The 17501-nt window shown below is 33.8% G+C and carries 8 protein-coding genes and 1 CRISPR repeat array (1 of these 9 cut by a window edge); all 8 genes read right to left on the reverse strand.

Annotated features, from left to right (window positions below; all coding sequences use genetic code 11):
* Positions 1 to 3879: direct repeats of the CRISPR family, unit length 46 nt; unit sequence GTTGTGAATTGCTTTCATTCTTTGAAATACTGATATTTAGAACAAC (it extends 40 nt beyond the left edge of the window).
* Positions 3880 to 4055: 176 nt separating this feature from the next.
* The gene (cas2, locus tag ACFSAH_RS06295) at positions 4056 to 4385 is read right to left on the reverse strand and encodes a CRISPR-associated endonuclease Cas2 (protein WP_379661861.1); all 330 of its coding nucleotides are present in this window, start codon (positions 4383 to 4385) and stop codon (positions 4056 to 4058) included.
* A 3-nt stretch (positions 4386 to 4388) separates the two neighbouring features.
* The gene (cas1, locus tag ACFSAH_RS06300) at positions 4389 to 5417 is read right to left on the reverse strand and encodes a type II CRISPR-associated endonuclease Cas1 (RefSeq protein ID WP_379661862.1); all 1029 of its coding nucleotides are present in this window, start codon (positions 5415 to 5417) and stop codon (positions 4389 to 4391) included.
* Between the two features lie 389 nt (positions 5418 to 5806).
* Positions 5807 to 6049, reverse strand: coding sequence for a hypothetical protein (locus ACFSAH_RS06305; RefSeq protein ID WP_379661863.1), 243 nt, complete (start codon positions 6047 to 6049; stop codon positions 5807 to 5809).
* Positions 6050 to 6052: 3 nt separating this feature from the next.
* A complete protein-coding gene (cas9, locus tag ACFSAH_RS06310; RefSeq protein ID WP_379661864.1) occupies positions 6053 to 10906 on the reverse strand; it encodes a type II CRISPR RNA-guided endonuclease Cas9 in 4854 nt (1617 codons plus the stop codon).
* Between the two features lie 807 nt (positions 10907 to 11713).
* On the reverse strand, positions 11714 to 13243 hold the full coding sequence (gene purH / locus ACFSAH_RS06315; RefSeq protein ID WP_379661865.1) for a bifunctional phosphoribosylaminoimidazolecarboxamide formyltransferase/IMP cyclohydrolase: 1530 nt from the start codon (positions 13241 to 13243) through the stop codon (positions 11714 to 11716).
* A gap of 216 nt (positions 13244 to 13459) precedes the next feature.
* Entirely contained in the window at positions 13460 to 15412 is a 1953-nt protein-coding gene (locus ACFSAH_RS06320; RefSeq protein WP_379661866.1) for an LTA synthase family protein, read from the reverse strand.
* A 223-nt stretch (positions 15413 to 15635) separates the two neighbouring features.
* Positions 15636 to 15968 (reverse strand): DMT family transporter, encoded by a 333-nt coding sequence (locus ACFSAH_RS06325; RefSeq protein ID WP_379661867.1) that lies wholly within the window; start codon positions 15966 to 15968, stop codon positions 15636 to 15638.
* Between the two features lie 18 nt (positions 15969 to 15986).
* Positions 15987 to 17090, reverse strand: a complete 1104-nt coding sequence (locus tag ACFSAH_RS06330) for a hypothetical protein (RefSeq protein WP_379661868.1) — start codon at positions 17088 to 17090, stop codon at positions 15987 to 15989.
* Between the last annotated feature and the right edge of the window lie 411 nt (positions 17091 to 17501).

Below are 17501 nucleotides of genomic sequence, written 5' to 3' on the forward strand. Positions count from 1 at the left end.
AACAACATAATATGAAGAATGAAATTGATAAAGGAGGTTGTGAATTGCTTTCATTCTTTGAAATACTGATATTTAGAACAACCAGGAGAAACATTTTCATCTTCTTTATAGGGTTGTGAATTGCTTTCATTCTTTGAAATACTGATATTTAGAACAACTTAACATCATGGTGCAATCATCTCCAACGCGTTGTGAATTGCTTTCATTCTTTGAAATACTGATATTTAGAACAACTTAGGAAAGAAAAGGTAAAAGAATGGAATGGTTGTGAATTGCTTTCATTCTTTGAAATACTGATATTTAGAACAACTAACATCATGGTGCAATCATCTCCAACAACGTTGTGAATTGCTTTCATTCTTTGAAATACTGATATTTAGAACAACAGAAAATATTTGCGCTTATGCATTCCTTTAGTTGTGAATTGCTTTCATTCTTTGAAATACTGATATTTAGAACAACATAAGGGATCAACGGCAATGAAGCCAGTATGTTGTGAATTGCTTTCATTCTTTGAAATACTGATATTTAGAACAACAATAAGGGATCAACGGCAATGAAGCCAGTAGTTGTGAATTGCTTTCATTCTTTGAAATACTGATATTTAGAACAACACAGATTGGGAAATATTGTTTGCCAATTTAGTTGTGAATTGCTTTCATTCTTTGAAATACTGATATTTAGAACAACTCAAAATTCTTGAAGAAATCCATAAAATGAGTTGTGAATTGCTTTCATTCTTTGAAATACTGATATTTAGAACAACTAAAAAAGACCTGAATAATATACACGTGTCGTTGTGAATTGCTTTCATTCTTTGAAATACTGATATTTAGAACAACTACATTATTCTTTTACTTCTCGCATAATTAGTTGTGAATTGCTTTCATTCTTTGAAATACTGATATTTAGAACAACATTACTAAATAAGTGTAATCTCTCATAGTTGTTGTGAATTGCTTTCATTCTTTGAAATACTGATATTTAGAACAACATCAGGATGCAACAGGAATTAACTGAATTGGTTGTGAATTGCTTTCATTCTTTGAAATACTGATATTTAGAACAACACAAGCAGACAAAACAAAAGCAGAGGAGGAGTTGTGAATTGCTTTCATTCTTTGAAATACTGATATTTAGAACAACAAAGCTTGTCAACAGTGTTTTGAGTTAGTCGTTGTGAATTGCTTTCATTCTTTGAAATACTGATATTTAGAACAACTCAGGCACTCCCTTTAATCTTTCGTCCGCTGTTGTGAATTGCTTTCATTCTTTGAAATACTGATATTTAGAACAACTTTAAAAACACCATTCGCATAGATGAACTAGTTGTGAATTGCTTTCATTCTTTGAAATACTGATATTTAGAACAACATTTGGGGCTGTTGTTAATAGCGCGCGACTGTTGTGAATTGCTTTCATTCTTTGAAATACTGATATTTAGAACAACTAGATAGAAGATATGAATGGAACAACAGCGGTTGTGAATTGCTTTCATTCTTTGAAATACTGATATTTAGAACAACAGGGATATCACGATAGATCCATTTGGGTATGTTGTGAATTGCTTTCATTCTTTGAAATACTGATATTTAGAACAACACATGCTGGGGCTGGTACTGGTGGGAACCAGTTGTGAATTGCTTTCATTCTTTGAAATACTGATATTTAGAACAACTTAGGAACTCTAGCAGGAAGGGGAGTGATGGTTGTGAATTGCTTTCATTCTTTGAAATACTGATATTTAGAACAACAGGAGAAACGGACAAACAAAACTATTCTGAGTTGTGAATTGCTTTCATTCTTTGAAATACTGATATTTAGAACAACAGAGTATTACAAAACACTAGACTATTACAGGTTGTGAATTGCTTTCATTCTTTGAAATACTGATATTTAGAACAACAGGAGACCGCTTAGGTAGCGGAAAGAAGATGTTGTGAATTGCTTTCATTCTTTGAAATACTGATATTTAGAACAACAAAACAGTAGTGATAGAAGAAAAAATAATAGTTGTGAATTGCTTTCATTCTTTGAAATACTGATATTTAGAACAACGGTACTATATTTCCGTTGTACTCCCATCCTGTTGTGAATTGCTTTCATTCTTTGAAATACTGATATTTAGAACAACAGAATGTAGAAAACAGAAATCAAGAGATTGGTTGTGAATTGCTTTCATTCTTTGAAATACTGATATTTAGAACAACAGAAGGAGATGGTGTGTATGAACGAAACAGGTTGTGAATTGCTTTCATTCTTTGAAATACTGATATTTAGAACAACTCTTCTGATATATCTTTATAAGAATTTATAGTTGTGAATTGCTTTCATTCTTTGAAATACTGATATTTAGAACAACTGGTGTTTTTGGAGATAAAAGAATTCTAGCGTTGTGAATTGCTTTCATTCTTTGAAATACTGATATTTAGAACAACTGCGCTTCTGCCGGATACCCCCTCTCTTTAGTTGTGAATTGCTTTCATTCTTTGAAATACTGATATTTAGAACAACCAGAAGAAACTAAATGAACTTGAGATAAAGGTTGTGAATTGCTTTCATTCTTTGAAATACTGATATTTAGAACAACGACGTGGGTTAGAGACATGACGGATAAAACGTTGTGAATTGCTTTCATTCTTTGAAATACTGATATTTAGAACAACATTGTCTTCCATTACAAACACCAAGTCATGTTGTGAATTGCTTTCATTCTTTGAAATACTGATATTTAGAACAACGGGACGTGGGTTAGAGACATGACGAAGAAAGTTGTGAATTGCTTTCATTCTTTGAAATACTGATATTTAGAACAACCATATATTTAGCCCATACAGGTGGTTTATGGTTGTGAATTGCTTTCATTCTTTGAAATACTGATATTTAGAACAACCTTTCTATGATTTGGATAAATATGTAAATGGTTGTGAATTGCTTTCATTCTTTGAAATACTGATATTTAGAACAACTTCTAAAAATATTTTCTATGTCCTCTTTTGTTGTGAATTGCTTTCATTCTTTGAAATACTGATATTTAGAACAACTTTATAGCTAATGGAGTTTCATTAAACTTTGTTGTGAATTGCTTTCATTCTTTGAAATACTGATATTTAGAACAACGTAAATCTGTAGCAGAAACAGCTACATCTGTTGTGAATTGCTTTCATTCTTTGAAATACTGATATTTAGAACAACCATGACTTTGGAGGTTATTGGAAGTCTATAGTTGTGAATTGCTTTCATTCTTTGAAATACTGATATTTAGAACAACAAGAGACATGATTATAGAAGATTTAAATAAGTTGTGAATTGCTTTCATTCTTTGAAATACTGATATTTAGAACAACATCCTGCTTTGGGAAAAAAACCCATCTCTTGTTGTGAATTGCTTTCATTCTTTGAAATACTGATATTTAGAACAACTATATATCAACACAGGTACTGCAACTACGTGTTGTGAATTGCTTTCATTCTTTGAAATACTGATATTTAGAACAACTACATGGTAGTAATACAGTTACCAATTAAAGTTGTGAATTGCTTTCATTCTTTGAAATACTGATATTTAGAACAACCTAAATACATATAATTTCTTTCTTTACTATGTTGTGAATTGCTTTCATTCTTTGAAATACTGATATTTAGAACAACCGGAGAAACGGACAAACAAAACTATTCTGAGTTGTGAATTGCTTTCATTCTTTGAAATACTGATATTTAGAACAACCAAGGGACTCTATCAGCATTTGCTCAAGTCGTTGTGAATTGCTTTCATTCTTTGAAATACTGATATTTAGAACAACTTACTATTGGAACTGATGCAGAAGTGTTTCGTTGTGAATTGCTTTCATTCTTTGAAATACTGATATTTAGAACAACATATCTTGTTTTAAAGTTTTGAATATCAGTGTTTTAGTTCCGAAATCAGAATTAAAAAAAGTCGATGTTATAAAGCATCGACTTTTTGTTTTAATATGTTTTTCGTTTTCTATTTCACAGAAAATTGTGGGTAATGAGCATAGTCAAACAAGATTAATGTCATCTGCATGTCAAACTTAAAATAATTCCAATTGTTGAGGCGTGTTAGGAAGGTCTTTTTCTTCTTTTCCATAATAGAGTTCCATCATACCAAATTGCTTATCGGTAATGGTCATAATCCCTACATGTCCTTTGGGTGGAAGCAGTTTCTTTACGCGTTTAATATGCACATCTGCATTCTCTCGGCTACTGCAATGCCTCAGATAAATGGAAAATTGGAACATACTAAAGCCATCCCGTAAAAGATCCTTACGAAATTTAGCGTAAATATGCCTGTCCTTTTTGGTTTCTGTTGGAAGGTCAAAAAATACTAATACCCACAAAATACGATATTCATTTAAACGCATGGATTAAAAAGGTAATTCCCCTTCATCTTGATTACTTTTCCTGTAGGTCGGAGCCTTTTCTGCCGCTAAACTGCTATTTTCCGGAGTCTTGTAAATGGCGACTCGTTTGCTATCAAAATTTTTTAATACAGGATAATTGATTTTTCTAACAGTGCCTTCATAACATCGAGCTAAAGATGCCGTAGTGTATTGTAAGCCCACCATCAATGGACTGGTACCGCGTTCAAATTGCACATCGACAGAAGCTATCGCTAATAGCTGCGATTTTATATTTTGTCCCAATTCCAAAAAATTCTCTCCGCGATCTATTATCCCTAAAACAATTTTGTCGACATAAGGACGGTAAGGTTCCATAATATCGTCTGCCAGACAATATGCATTGTATTTATTGCGATGATGGATACCTAAGGTAGGCATTAAGCCAGAAGAAACCAGTCCACGAGCAACAATTGCCCTTAAAATGGCATAGCCATAATTGAGTAAGTTGTTTGGGGGATCACCCGCTCTGCCCCTGAAAAACTTGATTTTTTCTGGGAATACATTTTTCCAGTAATAAGCGGCAGCTCTGCCCTCATAATTATCCGGATCACCTGAACGGACAGACCTTGCCCAATACACCATATTATCGCAGGGAATACCTCTCTCGAATAATATGGCAGCCTGATTGAGTATTTTAGCTTGTACAGTCTGTTGCCATAATTGTTTTTTTAAAGGCTGCGAAGCGTCTACCTGATGACGAAAGCGTTCACTTTGTGTATCATGTCCATCTAAAGGCAGTATCATTCCTGTAGGATGATGAGTGTGGTTACAGGTGATAATAGCGGCATTGTTTTCTAGCAATGCAGCTATACAACCATGTGTAATGGTAATTTGTTGATTGTCCAGAATGATGACGCCAACATCTTCTATAGGCACCGATTTTTTAGACTCCTGTTTTCCTAATACTTTCAGATGGGGTAGATCTATATTGAGCTGTTTGTCTTTTAAGCTCAGATAAGCAGGATTGCTAAAGTAGAGTGTCCGTTTTATCATATCTAATCATTTGATAGTAAACGACTTGTTGATAAGATAAATATATGTTATTTAACTTTAAATACAAAAGTTATTTTTGGATGGTATATGTTTTTATGATTAATTTCTGCTTTGAAAGTTATATTCACTCTAAATAACTCTATCCAGTAGTTTGTTTCCTCTTTCTGTATTTTTTCAGGTGTTGTCTGTCTACACGGTAGACTATGGATATTATCTCACTAACCTTCTTTATCTTTAATCCGTTTGATTTCTTTTTTGATATTTTCTGCCCATTTGTAGTCCTCAGCAGAAAGTGCTTCCTGCAATTCCTCTTCCAGCCATTCTAATTGAATTTTGGAAAATGGTATAAATTTTTTATGCGGTAACCAAGCGAAATAATCATATCCAGATTATAATGCTCTAAATTGTGATTTTTGCCGTCTGAAGCAAGTTGTTTGGAATTTCCGAACAACTGCTTCTCTGTTCAATTCTCCCTCTTCAAATATGTATTTAATGTGCTCACTAACATTGGCTTTGCTGGTTTGATAAAGTTCGACCAATTGCGCTTGTGTGAGCCACGCCGTTTCATTCTCAAATTTTACATCTATTTGAGTTTGGTTGTCGGAAGTTTGGTAGATGATGATTTCGTTCATTATTTACGCTTTTGAAATATTGCCCAATCTATCCACTTTTAGTTTGATGCAAACTTCCGCGATCTTATTTTTTTCATCATCAAACTCTTGATAGTTTGTACTGCCAAATTCCCCGAATCCTAGTTTCGCATCGTATGAAATTATTAAATCCGACACACTTGCTTTCAAAAAATAACACTGCTTTTTAGAAAATCTACCAACCTTATAGGTTCGTTGGTTTAATTGTCTTTTATCTTGCCAATCAATTTCTTTTATTCCTTCTCGTTCTTCATTTGTAGGTACATAAACCAAATCTCCCGGTAATAAAACAATCTTATCAAATCCGTCTTTCTCCTCTGCAACAGGTTCGCCTTTTATAATTTTCTCAATGGCTTTATGTGTAGCAACAGATCTAAAATCTGTACGTTCCTTGGTTTGCTGATTTTCGTACATTACGAAGTAAACGTTACTACCTGCGTCTATTTCTACATATTGCTTACCGAATTTACTTGAACTATCTTTTTTCTCATAAATCGTAACTTTGGTAATTGGCTTTCCTGCTTTTTTTGCAAGATTTTCAAGTCCTTCGCCTTTAAACGGTTCAGGGATTCGGTTATCCAAAGTATTCCTTTCTTCATCAGAAAGCATCTGCTTTATTTCTTCGTCTGACGAGTTTGGATTTTGTTTCTTTAATCCCTTTTGCTTTTCTTCTATTGCTTTTACTTGTTCAGTAAACTCTTCATACTCCCTTAAATGCTCGTGTAATAATTTTCCTAAAATTGATTTTCCATTTTTGGCATAAGGAATTTTGTCAATTTTCTTCTTGTCAAAACTATCATCAAGTGTTACTCTTTTTGCGGCATATTCTTCAAATTTTGCCACTTGAATACACTTATATTCCTCTCCTATAAAATTCTTCAAAGGGTTTTTCTTTAAATGTTTTTTAAGCTCCTTTAAAAGAGTTTCTTTATCCAGTATAAAAATACCAATTCTATCAATCAAATCTCTAATGATTTTTCTTGCCTCTTGGTCATAAACATAAGGTGCGATTTTCATTTCAGGAGTATTCTGCACCAACATTCGGTCTATTTGAATTTCAATTGCTTTAGCAATGTTCTTTTCCTCATAAACTTCTTTCAAATAGATAATTCCCTGGGGTTCTTTAAACATTGATCGACGAACTGACATCCATTTCGGATTTGCCTTTTGCTCTTTAAACTCTTTTTTGATTTTTCCGTTTTCTGTTTTGTAATAAGCAGTTCTGTTTTTAGGCTGAGAAATAATTTTGTTATTGGTTTTGAAACTCACTACCAATTCTTCTAACTTATCTTTCGCATCTTTAGTAAAGTTTTCCCAAGGTTTCTTAAAATCCCTCACTTTTCCTTTTACTAAGGATTGTTTGATTTTCTTTATTTCTTCTTCGGTATCGGCTGCGTTCAATGTATTTAGGTAACGGATATGTTCTCTTGTAGTAGTTGCAATAATCAGTGCATCTAATGCGTGATGGCGATGGTCAATACGCTTAGTGTTCAACTTGGGATTTTCTTTTACGTTCAGATGAATAACAGGATTGCCGTGTTCATCTTTGTCGTGTAAAACATATTCGCCTTTCTTACCTGTTATTTCTTCCAGCCTTTCAAAACGTGGAAGGATTATTTCTTTCCAAACTTTATTTAACCCCCAATTATTTTTAAGTTCAGATGTTATAGCACCGCCTGTGAAAATAACACCGTTCTCGTTTTTGGCAACAGGTGCAAGCAATTCAGAAAGCTTACGACCAATATAGCGAGTATCATTTAATTGCCGTTCGATAAAATCGTCGGGAACTTCGGTTGCCAACAGGTTTTTAAGTTTTCCTTTTTGAAACTTAAAAGTTTCCTTGCAATAGGTTTCGTATAATTCCTCTCCCAGAATGAAATACTTCTTTCCACTTATTTCGTATTCTCTTCCCTCTTTTCCTCCATATTGAGCAATGAAATTTCTTGCGAGTAACTCACCTTTGTATGGTTTAGGATTGATGGCAGCTTCGGCAATAACTAAGTTGTTGAAGCTGTCATTTTTCATTTTTTTACGAGGAATTATATGTTCAATTTCATATTGTGCTTTATCAAACAGTTTGCTTAACGGAATTATTTTCCCTGTATAAGGCGAACGGCAATTTTGACTTAACCAAAGTGCATATTTTTTAATTTCCTGTTCTGTTGGTATTTTTTCGTCCTTTACTTTTTTTGCCCAATCAATCTCTGACTTGTTGGTAAGATTACGCCAAATCCTGAATTTATCAATATCAATAGGACTTTCAGGGTTTGGATTGACCTCAAAATTAACTTGTTCAACCTCATCATCATCATTGTATTGTTCGATGCCGTCATTCATCAATTCATAAAGCAATTTTTTAATTCTTTGCTTCTCATCGAAATTGCCTTTTTGATTTTCTGAAATCTTTTTGCGTTCGACAGCATTATTTTTCAAATCTCTCCCCAACTCAATATGTATCTCATCAATATCACCATATTTACTCCATACATCACGTACCAAAAACATCGTTTCCCGCACAATTTGTTCTACAACAGGGTTTCTCAAACTGTTATTCGGAATTTCTTTTTGTATGTATTTACTTAATTCCTCAACAGTGTGAATTGGTGTTTTGTCTTTTTCGGAATGTTTATCGTAAATCAAATATCCTGCTTGGTAGGTATTCAATCCTTTTGTCAAATCATCTTTGCCGATAAAACTTTTCAGGACTTGCTTTTGCACATCATCATCAGCTATTTCATTCAACCGTTTAATACTGTTATTAACGCTCTCTAAACGCTCTTTAATTTTAGTTGCTCTTTTTGTAGTTTGTTCAGAAATATCTTGTTCATTCCAATGCTTTCCGCAACGCATTACAGGCAACAGTTTTTTAATGGCACAAGCGGAATATGAACCATATTCATTTTTTAATTCCGACAGTTTGCAAAATGCTTCAATTACTTGAGTTTTATTCGGATTTTCGGGTAAGAGATTTGTGAGTGCCGTGGTTATTCCTTTTTTGGATTTTTCTTCATCTGACGAAGTAATGGAATAATCAATATGCCACAATTTTTGCAATGTTCCTTTGTCGCTCAAAATGTCTTCACCGTCGAAACTCGCTTTCTTGAAAACAGAACGATAACGCACCAATGTTTCATTTCCTTTTAAACTTTCCCTATTGGCAAACAGATTTATACGGTGCGAATGTTCACCGTCCTTTTTATCAGAAATTACAATATCGCTTTTTTCATTGTTTTCTTTTATTAAATTCAATATTTCCTTTTCTGAAATCGTTGGTTTTGATTGAAATAAGTCAAACAGTTTTTCTTTTATATCTTCGTCCACATACAAAACCGTAACATCTATATCCAACTTAGTTTTACCGTCAACTTTTTCTTCTCTTTTAAGTATTTTGATGTTATGAATATCTTGCCATATTCTAAACTCCTGAAAAAAAGGCGAAGAACGGGGAATACATTTTAAACCGTAGAACTCATTGTCAATTCCCTTTCGTTTTTCGTAACGGCATTCACTAATAGAATTTCTTTGGGATTTTAATTCACGTTGATAGTAGATAATATCGTTACTGATGATGTGTAACAAATCTTTGCCCTGAAATTCCGCCAACTTAGGCATATTGTTTTTTGCCTGTGTAGGATAAAGGATTTCTGCAAGTTTAGTCAAAATATTTTTGTCCGTATTAAGTCGTTTTAAATCCTCATTAAACTCACATTGCTTATTCCAAATTGCCTCCAATTCCTTTTGATAACGCCACCTGTAAACAGGATATTGACGGATTTTATAACTCCGATTGGCTTTGTATGCCTTTTTTAATTCATCATAAAAATATTCGCCTGGATGTTGTTTATTTTCTTCTATTTTTTCGCTTAAAGCCGTTGTACATAAAGCCCAATCATCAGCTTTGGGCATTTGAGGTTTTAACTGTGTAGATTTACCGTTTTTATCAATTTTCTGAACGACTAAAAACGTAAATTCTTTTTTATCAATCTTTTCACCTTTTTCATTCGTTTCTTTTGCCCAATCAGGTTCTTTCTTGCGGGTTTCTTCCCAGGTTTCCATTCTTGGGTCTTCAGCTTCAATAATATAAACAGTGCCGACAACATTCCCTTTTTTATCTTTCTTTTCTTCCTTAAATGTTACCGTCTTTATTTTTGTAATAGCTACAAACTGTGTTTCAATACCGTTTTCGGAAACCTCGTTTTGCTCTTTCCTTTTTATAAATTCATCATAAGGCAAAACATTGGTATCCTTTAAATCTTTTCTGCTACTTTTAAACCCTCTACGTTGATTGAACACATATAGAATACGTACTAATTCAGGTATTTCAATTTTTTGTGTGAGTGCTTTTTTTCGTAAGAAATAAACAATCCAATCTTCGGGAACTATGCTTTTTCCTTTCTTGCTCTTTTGGTTTTCAATTCCAAGCTCTTTTTCAAATTCAGCAATGGTTTCTTCTGAAAAGGGTAAATAATCACTTATTTTTAGCGAGTAACCACTTTCATTTATATCTTGTTTAAACTTGCGAGAGTCGTCAAGCGGAAAATTTTCATCAATCCATTTCAATTCTTTGAGAACTTGTATCAATCGTTTTCTACGAAGTTTGTATCTGTGCTTCAATCTCCTTGAACCACGTTTTCCTCTTCTGAATGCAGCTTTTGTTTCAGCTTGTGCACCGCTTTCAAACTTTTGCAGATAATCACCATCAAGAGGAATAATCCTACTTCCTATCCATTCTATATTTCCGTTCTCGCCATAATTTTCATATTCTTTCGGAGTACTTATTAAAGCGGCACCTATCGAATTTGTACCAATATCTAATCCTAAAACTTTTTTTGTATCCATATTCTTTTATACATTTGTATCGAAGCAATTCACAATAAGGATTTTATTCCGTAGTGAGGCTTGCCTCAATTAGTTTTTGCCCTTGTACTTAACAGGGGCTTTTTCGTTTCATATTATTTTTACCATTCTCTGTGGTTCTTTTTACTTATTATTGTAATAATACATGATAATAATACGAGCTTAAAATTATCCTTAATAGATCAGTTTAGATTAAAAAATTAAATTAATCATTTATTTTTAAAGAATAAAGTGTCTTTTTTGATTCGTTAAAGCTATTTTGTTTTGTTTTAAGTGAAAAATAGTTAAATAACATGAATTCAAGGTAGAAAGTATCAAATAAACCGTTTTATATGTTTTTGGTGTCTTTACTTCAGATGCTTCTCCTGCGTTCTTCTTTCGTTTATCCTTCGATTCTCTTACACTTCTCCTTACCAGGACCTTTGCAAGTCTTACGTTTCTCCTACGATTCTCTTACGTCTGGCTTACGTTTCTCCTACGTTTGGCTTACGTTTCTCTTACGTCACGAAGGTGAAATGTAGAGAAAACGCAGGTGGAACGACGAAGGAATAGTATAGTTATTACGATGTTGGTCTCAGGAAATAGAGGATTTCCGGTTTACAGATGAGCCCGCAATGTAGAAGCAAGTTCAATTCCAAGGTGCCTGTTACAATGATTTTTAATAACAAATAAATTAAAGCCGTAAATAGAAGCTTTAATTTATGGGTTTAAAGTCAGGTAGTTAAAATAAAAAAACCGTCTGGATACTTCCAGACGGTTTTTGTCCATCAATTAATTGATGAAATATTTCTAATGTTTAAAGTGTCTTACACCAGTTGTAACCATAGCTAAACCGGTTTCGTTTGCTTTATCAATAGAATCCTGATCTTTAATAGAGCCACCTGGTTGTAAAACTGCTGTAATGCCAGCTTCTGCTGCCAATTCAACACAATCAGGGAAAGGGAAGAAAGCATCAGATGCCATTACTGCTCCTTTTAAATCAAAGCCAAAAGATTCTGCTTTAATAACTGCTTGTTTTAGGGCATCTACTCTTGAAGTTTGTCCAACGCCGCTGGCAATTAAAGTGTCGTTTTTAGCAAAAACGATAGTGTTTGATTTGGTATGTTTAACAACTTTATTGGCAAAAAATAAATCTTTTAATTCTTGTGCGTTAGGTTGCTTGGTGGTAACAGTGGTCATTTGATCGGGACCTTCACAAGTATTGTCTTTATCTTGTTCTATTACACCATTTAATAAAGTTTTGAATAATCTTTTAGGAAGTTCAATATCTTTTCTTCTCAGGATGATTCTGTTTTTCTTGGTCGTAATTACAGCTTCTGCCTCTTTAGTATAAGATGGAGCGATTAAAACTTCAAAAAACAATTTGTTAATTTCGGTAGCTGTAGCTTCATCTACTTCACCATTACAAATAATTACACCACCAAAAGCAGAAACAGGATCACAAGCCAATGCATCATTCCATGCATCTAATAAATTAGGTCTGCTGGCAACACCACAAGCATTGGTGTGTTTTAAGATAGCAAAAGTAGGCTCTGTAAACTCGTCAATTAATGCAACTGCTGCATCAACATCAACCAGGTTATTGTAAGAAAGCTCTTTTCCGTTTAATTTATCGAACATTGCGTCTAAATCACCATAGAAGAAACCTTTTTGGTGAGGGTTTTCTCCGTAACGTAATACTGATGATTTTTGTTCGCTTTGTTTAAATACGTTTAACGTATCATCTCCCTGATTGAACCAGTTGAAAATAGCGGTATCGTAATGAGAGGAAACATTGAAGGCATTTCTCGCAAAAGCTCTGCGTTGCTCTAAAGATGTAGATCCGTTTTGCTCTTCTAAAATATTGTTTAAAGTAGAGTAATCATCTTTAGATGCAATAATAACCACATCGTTATGGTTTTTTGCTGCTGCTCTGATTAAGGAAATGCCACCGATATCAATTTTTTCTATGATAGCTTGCTCTTCGGCACCAGATTTAACTGTTTCTTCAAAAGGGTAAAGGTCAACAATTACTAAATCTATTTCAGGGATTTCGTATTGGGCAATTTGCTCTTTATCACCTGCATGATCTCTCCTGTTAAGAATTCCACCAAAAACTTTTGGGTGTAAAGTTTTTACTCTTCCTCCTAAAATAGACGGGTAAGAGGTTAAATCTTCAACCGGAATTACATCAACTCCTAAGTTTTTAATAAAGGTTTCTGTACCACCTGTAGAGTAAATGTTTACTCCTAACTTTTGTAATTGTAGTATAAGTGGTTCTAGATTGTCTTTGTAAAAGACTGAAATTAAAGCGTTTTTAATCTTTACAGGATGATTCATTTGTGTGAATTTTGAAAGGTGCAAAGATAGAATTTTTGGCTTAATATTCTCATAGTTTGTTGAGAATAAGTTAAGTCCCTTATAAGCAGAGTGTGGATAAGCTTCAATATAGGCTGGATAGCTAATTTACAACACCTGAAGAGGGGATTGATGAAGGCTATATATAAATATGACGCTCGCTTATCCCGACCGTCATATTTACATATATATTAGTTGTTACTTTTGTTTCATTTTTCCGTTTTTAAAACGCTCGCTTGCGGTCTGATAATAAGATAGGGTTAGCTTCTCGAGATCGCTGTTGCGTTCCTGGGTTTCAGACATTGTATCATTTTCGTATTTGTACTGCATAATCTTTTTTCGGTCGTTGATTTCAGTAAATACGTTGTTTTTTAATAATCCCAAAGTGCGATAGTTTCCAATTACGGCTCTTTCTTCGTTAGGTTGCATTTTGAAAATATCTTTTCCGTAGAATTCGGTTTCATAATCCCACTTCAATAATCCAAAAACAGTAGGCATTAAATCTATCTGCGAAACAAGCTTGTTAACTTCTTTGGCTTCATTGTTAAAATTATAGACAATGGCTGGTATATGATGTTTGTCTATGTTGATTTCCCATTTTCCGGCGCTGCTGGCACAATGGTCGGCTACGATAATGAAAATAGTATTTGTAAACCATTCTTTACTTCTTGCGGTATTGATAAACTGTTTTAAAGCATAATCTGTATATTTTACGGCACTTTCCCTATTTCCAGGTGCTAAATCTATTCTGTTTTCTGGAAAAGTATAGGGTTTGTGATTGGAAGTTGTCATGATAAACTGAAAAAACGGCTTGTTGTTTTTGGCCTGAATATCTGCATATTTTAACGATTGTTTGTAGATATCTTCATCGCAGATTCCCCAGGCATTTTCGTAAGAAACGTCCTGGTCTTCGATGGCATAACGGGTAGTTTTGATGTTATCTGATAGAGGGTTTCCGCGATAGCGATCTACAATATCAAAACCTTGTCCGCCAAAGAAATTATTCATATTATCAAAATAACCATCTCCGCCATAGATAAATTTAAGATCGTAGTTCCGTTGTTTTAAAACAGATGCTATAGAAAATATGTTGTCGTTATCCGGACGTCTAACAATACTGTTTCCGGGTGTAGGTGGTACGCACAAGGTTAAAGCTTCCATGCCGCGTACGGTACGGGTTCCTGTTGCAAACATATTGGTGAAAAATATGCTATGATTAGCCAGACTATCGTAAAAAGGAGTAATTTGTTCTTTGTTTCCAAATCTTTCTAAAAAATCGGCACTAAAACTTTCTATAGTAACCATGATGATGTTGGGGTTATTAAGATTGTTTTCGCTGGTTACTTTTCTCCTGATATTGTCTACAATATCATTGGTATATTGCTCATTTGGTTGGATGAGTTCTTTTTTAATTACCTGATAAGCTTCTTGTTCTGGCAGCGTGGCGTAAAAGGTGTTGTAATCCAGTTCGTTGGATCTGAAAGCAGCAAAGAAAGAGTAGACTCCATTTTTACTAAGTTCACTCTCGTAAAGGTTTGAGCTCCATTCGGCCTGACTGTTTTTTATAAATTTGATATAAACAAAAGCAACAATTAATAAAGGTGCTATGTAAGCTGCTCTATTCTTGAGGCGTGTTTTGGTGCTGAAAGTGTTTTGGAATACACCAAACTTTTTGTAGGTAAGTAAGATACCAACAATAAGCGCTATAATAAAGGCTACTATTAAGGGAATAGGATAGGTTTGATTAATGTTTTCTACTACTTCGTACGTATAGATAAGATAATCTACAGCGATAAAGTTAAACCTGGTTTTAAACTCGTCCCAGAATGTGAATTCGGAAAAAGTAGCAAAAATGCCTATCCAAAGTTGTAATATAATGATGAAAAAGGATACGATTTTATCTAAGATACTTCCAGTAAGTTTTGAAGGTAGTAATAATAGGTAAACCGAATAGGTTAAAACGAAGAAAATAGCTGTTCCTAAATCGAAAAATAAACCGAGACCAAATATCTTAACGAAAGAAATAATGGAGAAATCCATATTGCTGAACGATGAGACGTACAGTACAAAACGCAGGATAAATGAAGCTATTAAATAGGTCGTTATAAAAGAAAATAACAATGCAAACCTGCCATTAAACAATTTTTTCATACTCAATTAGGTGATTTGATTTATTTTTTGTTGAAATTTTAAATTTGTGACTTAACGGTTTTTTATGGTTAACGTAGCTGTGATGTTAGTTATATTAAAGTATGGGCTATCACGCTATATAAATTTTAAAGTTAATAATTGGCGAAACTAAATATTAGTAAAACCATATACAAATGAAATTATTAGATGAGCTTTAAAGAGGCTCCTAATAGTGCTTAAAAAATTAATGTCCTGCTACTTTTGAGAAAACGTTAATAACAATAACTCCTAATACAATTAAGGTAAGCCCAATAATTGCTGGTGTGTCTGGTGTTTGTTTAAACAGTACGGCCCCAATTATTGTGATAAAAACTATTCCTACTCCAGACCAAATAGCATAAGCTATACCCACAGGTACCGTTCTTATAGCTAAACTCAGAAAATAAAAAGCGGAAACCATAGCAATAACTGTGATTAGTGTAGGTATTGCTTTGGAAAAACCTTCGGATTTTTTTAAAAAGGTTGTGCCTACTAATTCACATGCGATGGCGCAAAATAAAAACACGAAATTTTTCATATACTATGGGCTTTTCTGTTAGCCTGTCTGTTGCTTATTTTTGATGTAAGTTGATTTTTCTCCACAAAGTGCGCAGTATGGCAAGTGTGCGAAGTTTTTATTGCCACAGTTGTTACAGTTAGAGAAAAGTTCTAATCCGCAATGTCTGCAGAAATTGGTGACCAATTTATATGCATCCTGATCATTTCCTTTTAAAGGGAATTCCCATTTTTTAATGATAAAATCTTTTCCACACGAAGGGCAATAATGGTTTTCTAATGCTTTTTCTGCTACTTCGGTTTGTACGTTTTTTGCTCTTTCTTGGGTAGAAGTCTTTAATTCTGCTTGTTTCTGTTCAATAAACGATCTGATTTTTTTGATAGCATAGTAACCCAGTCCGGCAGAGAGGATAATACCAACTGCATATCTTACATAACCTCCATAGCTGGGCAGATAAGGTACCAGTCCAAAGAAGAAAGCATAAACAGAAAACAAAGAGAAACCGAAAAATAAAGGCCAGAATTTATGCCGCCTGTATCTAACGAAGAAAAATATACCCAGCGCTAATATAGGGCCTACAAACAAAAGTCTGATGAGGAATACTTTTAACTCGAACCTGGCGTATTCTTTTGAATATTTATCATAAGCAACGGTTCTTTCTTTATCCAGATTGTTGTAGTAGTCTTGCTGGATTTTTTGTTTTGCGTCTACTTGTTCCTGTACCTCGTTGTATTGATTGCGCCATGCTTTTTCTATATTGAAGTATTCGTCAAGTTTTTTTGCTCTTTGTATTACTTCTGCATCTTTATCTGGCGAACCCAATGTTTTTCTGGTTTCCAGCCAGTTATCAAAAGATTGTTTCTCGTTATTGTAATTCTCCCGGGCAGTATCCATGGTTTTTTGGATAGTGCTGTTCTTATTATTCAGCGCTTCTATTTCAAGACCCAGGGCATCATATTTTGCCTGTAATTGGTTAATCTTGACTTTGTTTTCATAATCTTCTACCTGTGGAGAAACTATGGCACTATCTAAATCGGATATAATACGATTGGAAAGCAGGATGAGAAAAATACAAAGTATAAATGAGATGGTATAATAGATAAACCTGGAGGTTCTTTCTAGCTTTTTACTGTTTAATTCCATAGTAGAAATATGTTTGTGGGGGTAAATTTATGAACAAAAAATCGAAAGCCTACTTTATGAAGAATCAATTTGGGTATTATTTTTATAGACTTGCTGTGTTGTTTGTTCGAAGTATGCTTTATTTACAACAGAAAGTAGTGGTTAAAAGTGTTGACTAATTAACCGGATGATGATGTGTGGTGAAAATCTAAATAAAAAAGTTGTCTCAAAACTTCAGATTGTTATCCCTGATTTGATTCCGGTTCTTCTAAAGTAGGTAAAGCCTGCAAGAAGATATCGGATTCTTATTTGTGATGAACAATTTTGGGGAGTGTAACGCGAACTGTGTCATTCCAAAATTAACGCCTCTCAAAATCCTCTATTTTCCTGAAGGATTCTTTCACCAAATTTAATAAATAGTTGTGAGAATGC

Origin of the sequence: Pseudopedobacter beijingensis (assembly GCF_042678145.1) — a bacterium.
GTDB lineage: Bacteria > Bacteroidota > Bacteroidia > Sphingobacteriales > Sphingobacteriaceae > Pseudopedobacter > Pseudopedobacter beijingensis.

Coding starts and splice junctions, on each gene's coding strand:
- cas2 (WP_379661861.1), bottom strand. CDS start 4,385: ATGCGTTTAAATGAATATCGTATTTTGTGGGTATTAGTATTTTTTGAC.
- cas1 (WP_379661862.1), bottom strand. CDS start 5,417: ATGATAAAACGGACACTCTACTTTAGCAATCCTGCTTATCTGAGCTTA.
- ACFSAH_RS06305 (WP_379661863.1), bottom strand. CDS start 6,049: ATGAACGAAATCATCATCTACCAAACTTCCGACAACCAAACTCAAATA.
- cas9 (WP_379661864.1), bottom strand. CDS start 10,906: ATGGATACAAAAAAAGTTTTAGGATTAGATATTGGTACAAATTCGATA.
- purH (WP_379661865.1), bottom strand. CDS start 13,243: ATGAATCATCCTGTAAAGATTAAAAACGCTTTAATTTCAGTCTTTTAC.
- ACFSAH_RS06320 (WP_379661866.1), bottom strand. CDS start 15,412: ATGAAAAAATTGTTTAATGGCAGGTTTGCATTGTTATTTTCTTTTATA.
- ACFSAH_RS06325 (WP_379661867.1), bottom strand. CDS start 15,968: ATGAAAAATTTCGTGTTTTTATTTTGCGCCATCGCATGTGAATTAGTA.
- ACFSAH_RS06330 (WP_379661868.1), bottom strand. CDS start 17,090: ATGGAATTAAACAGTAAAAAGCTAGAAAGAACCTCCAGGTTTATCTAT.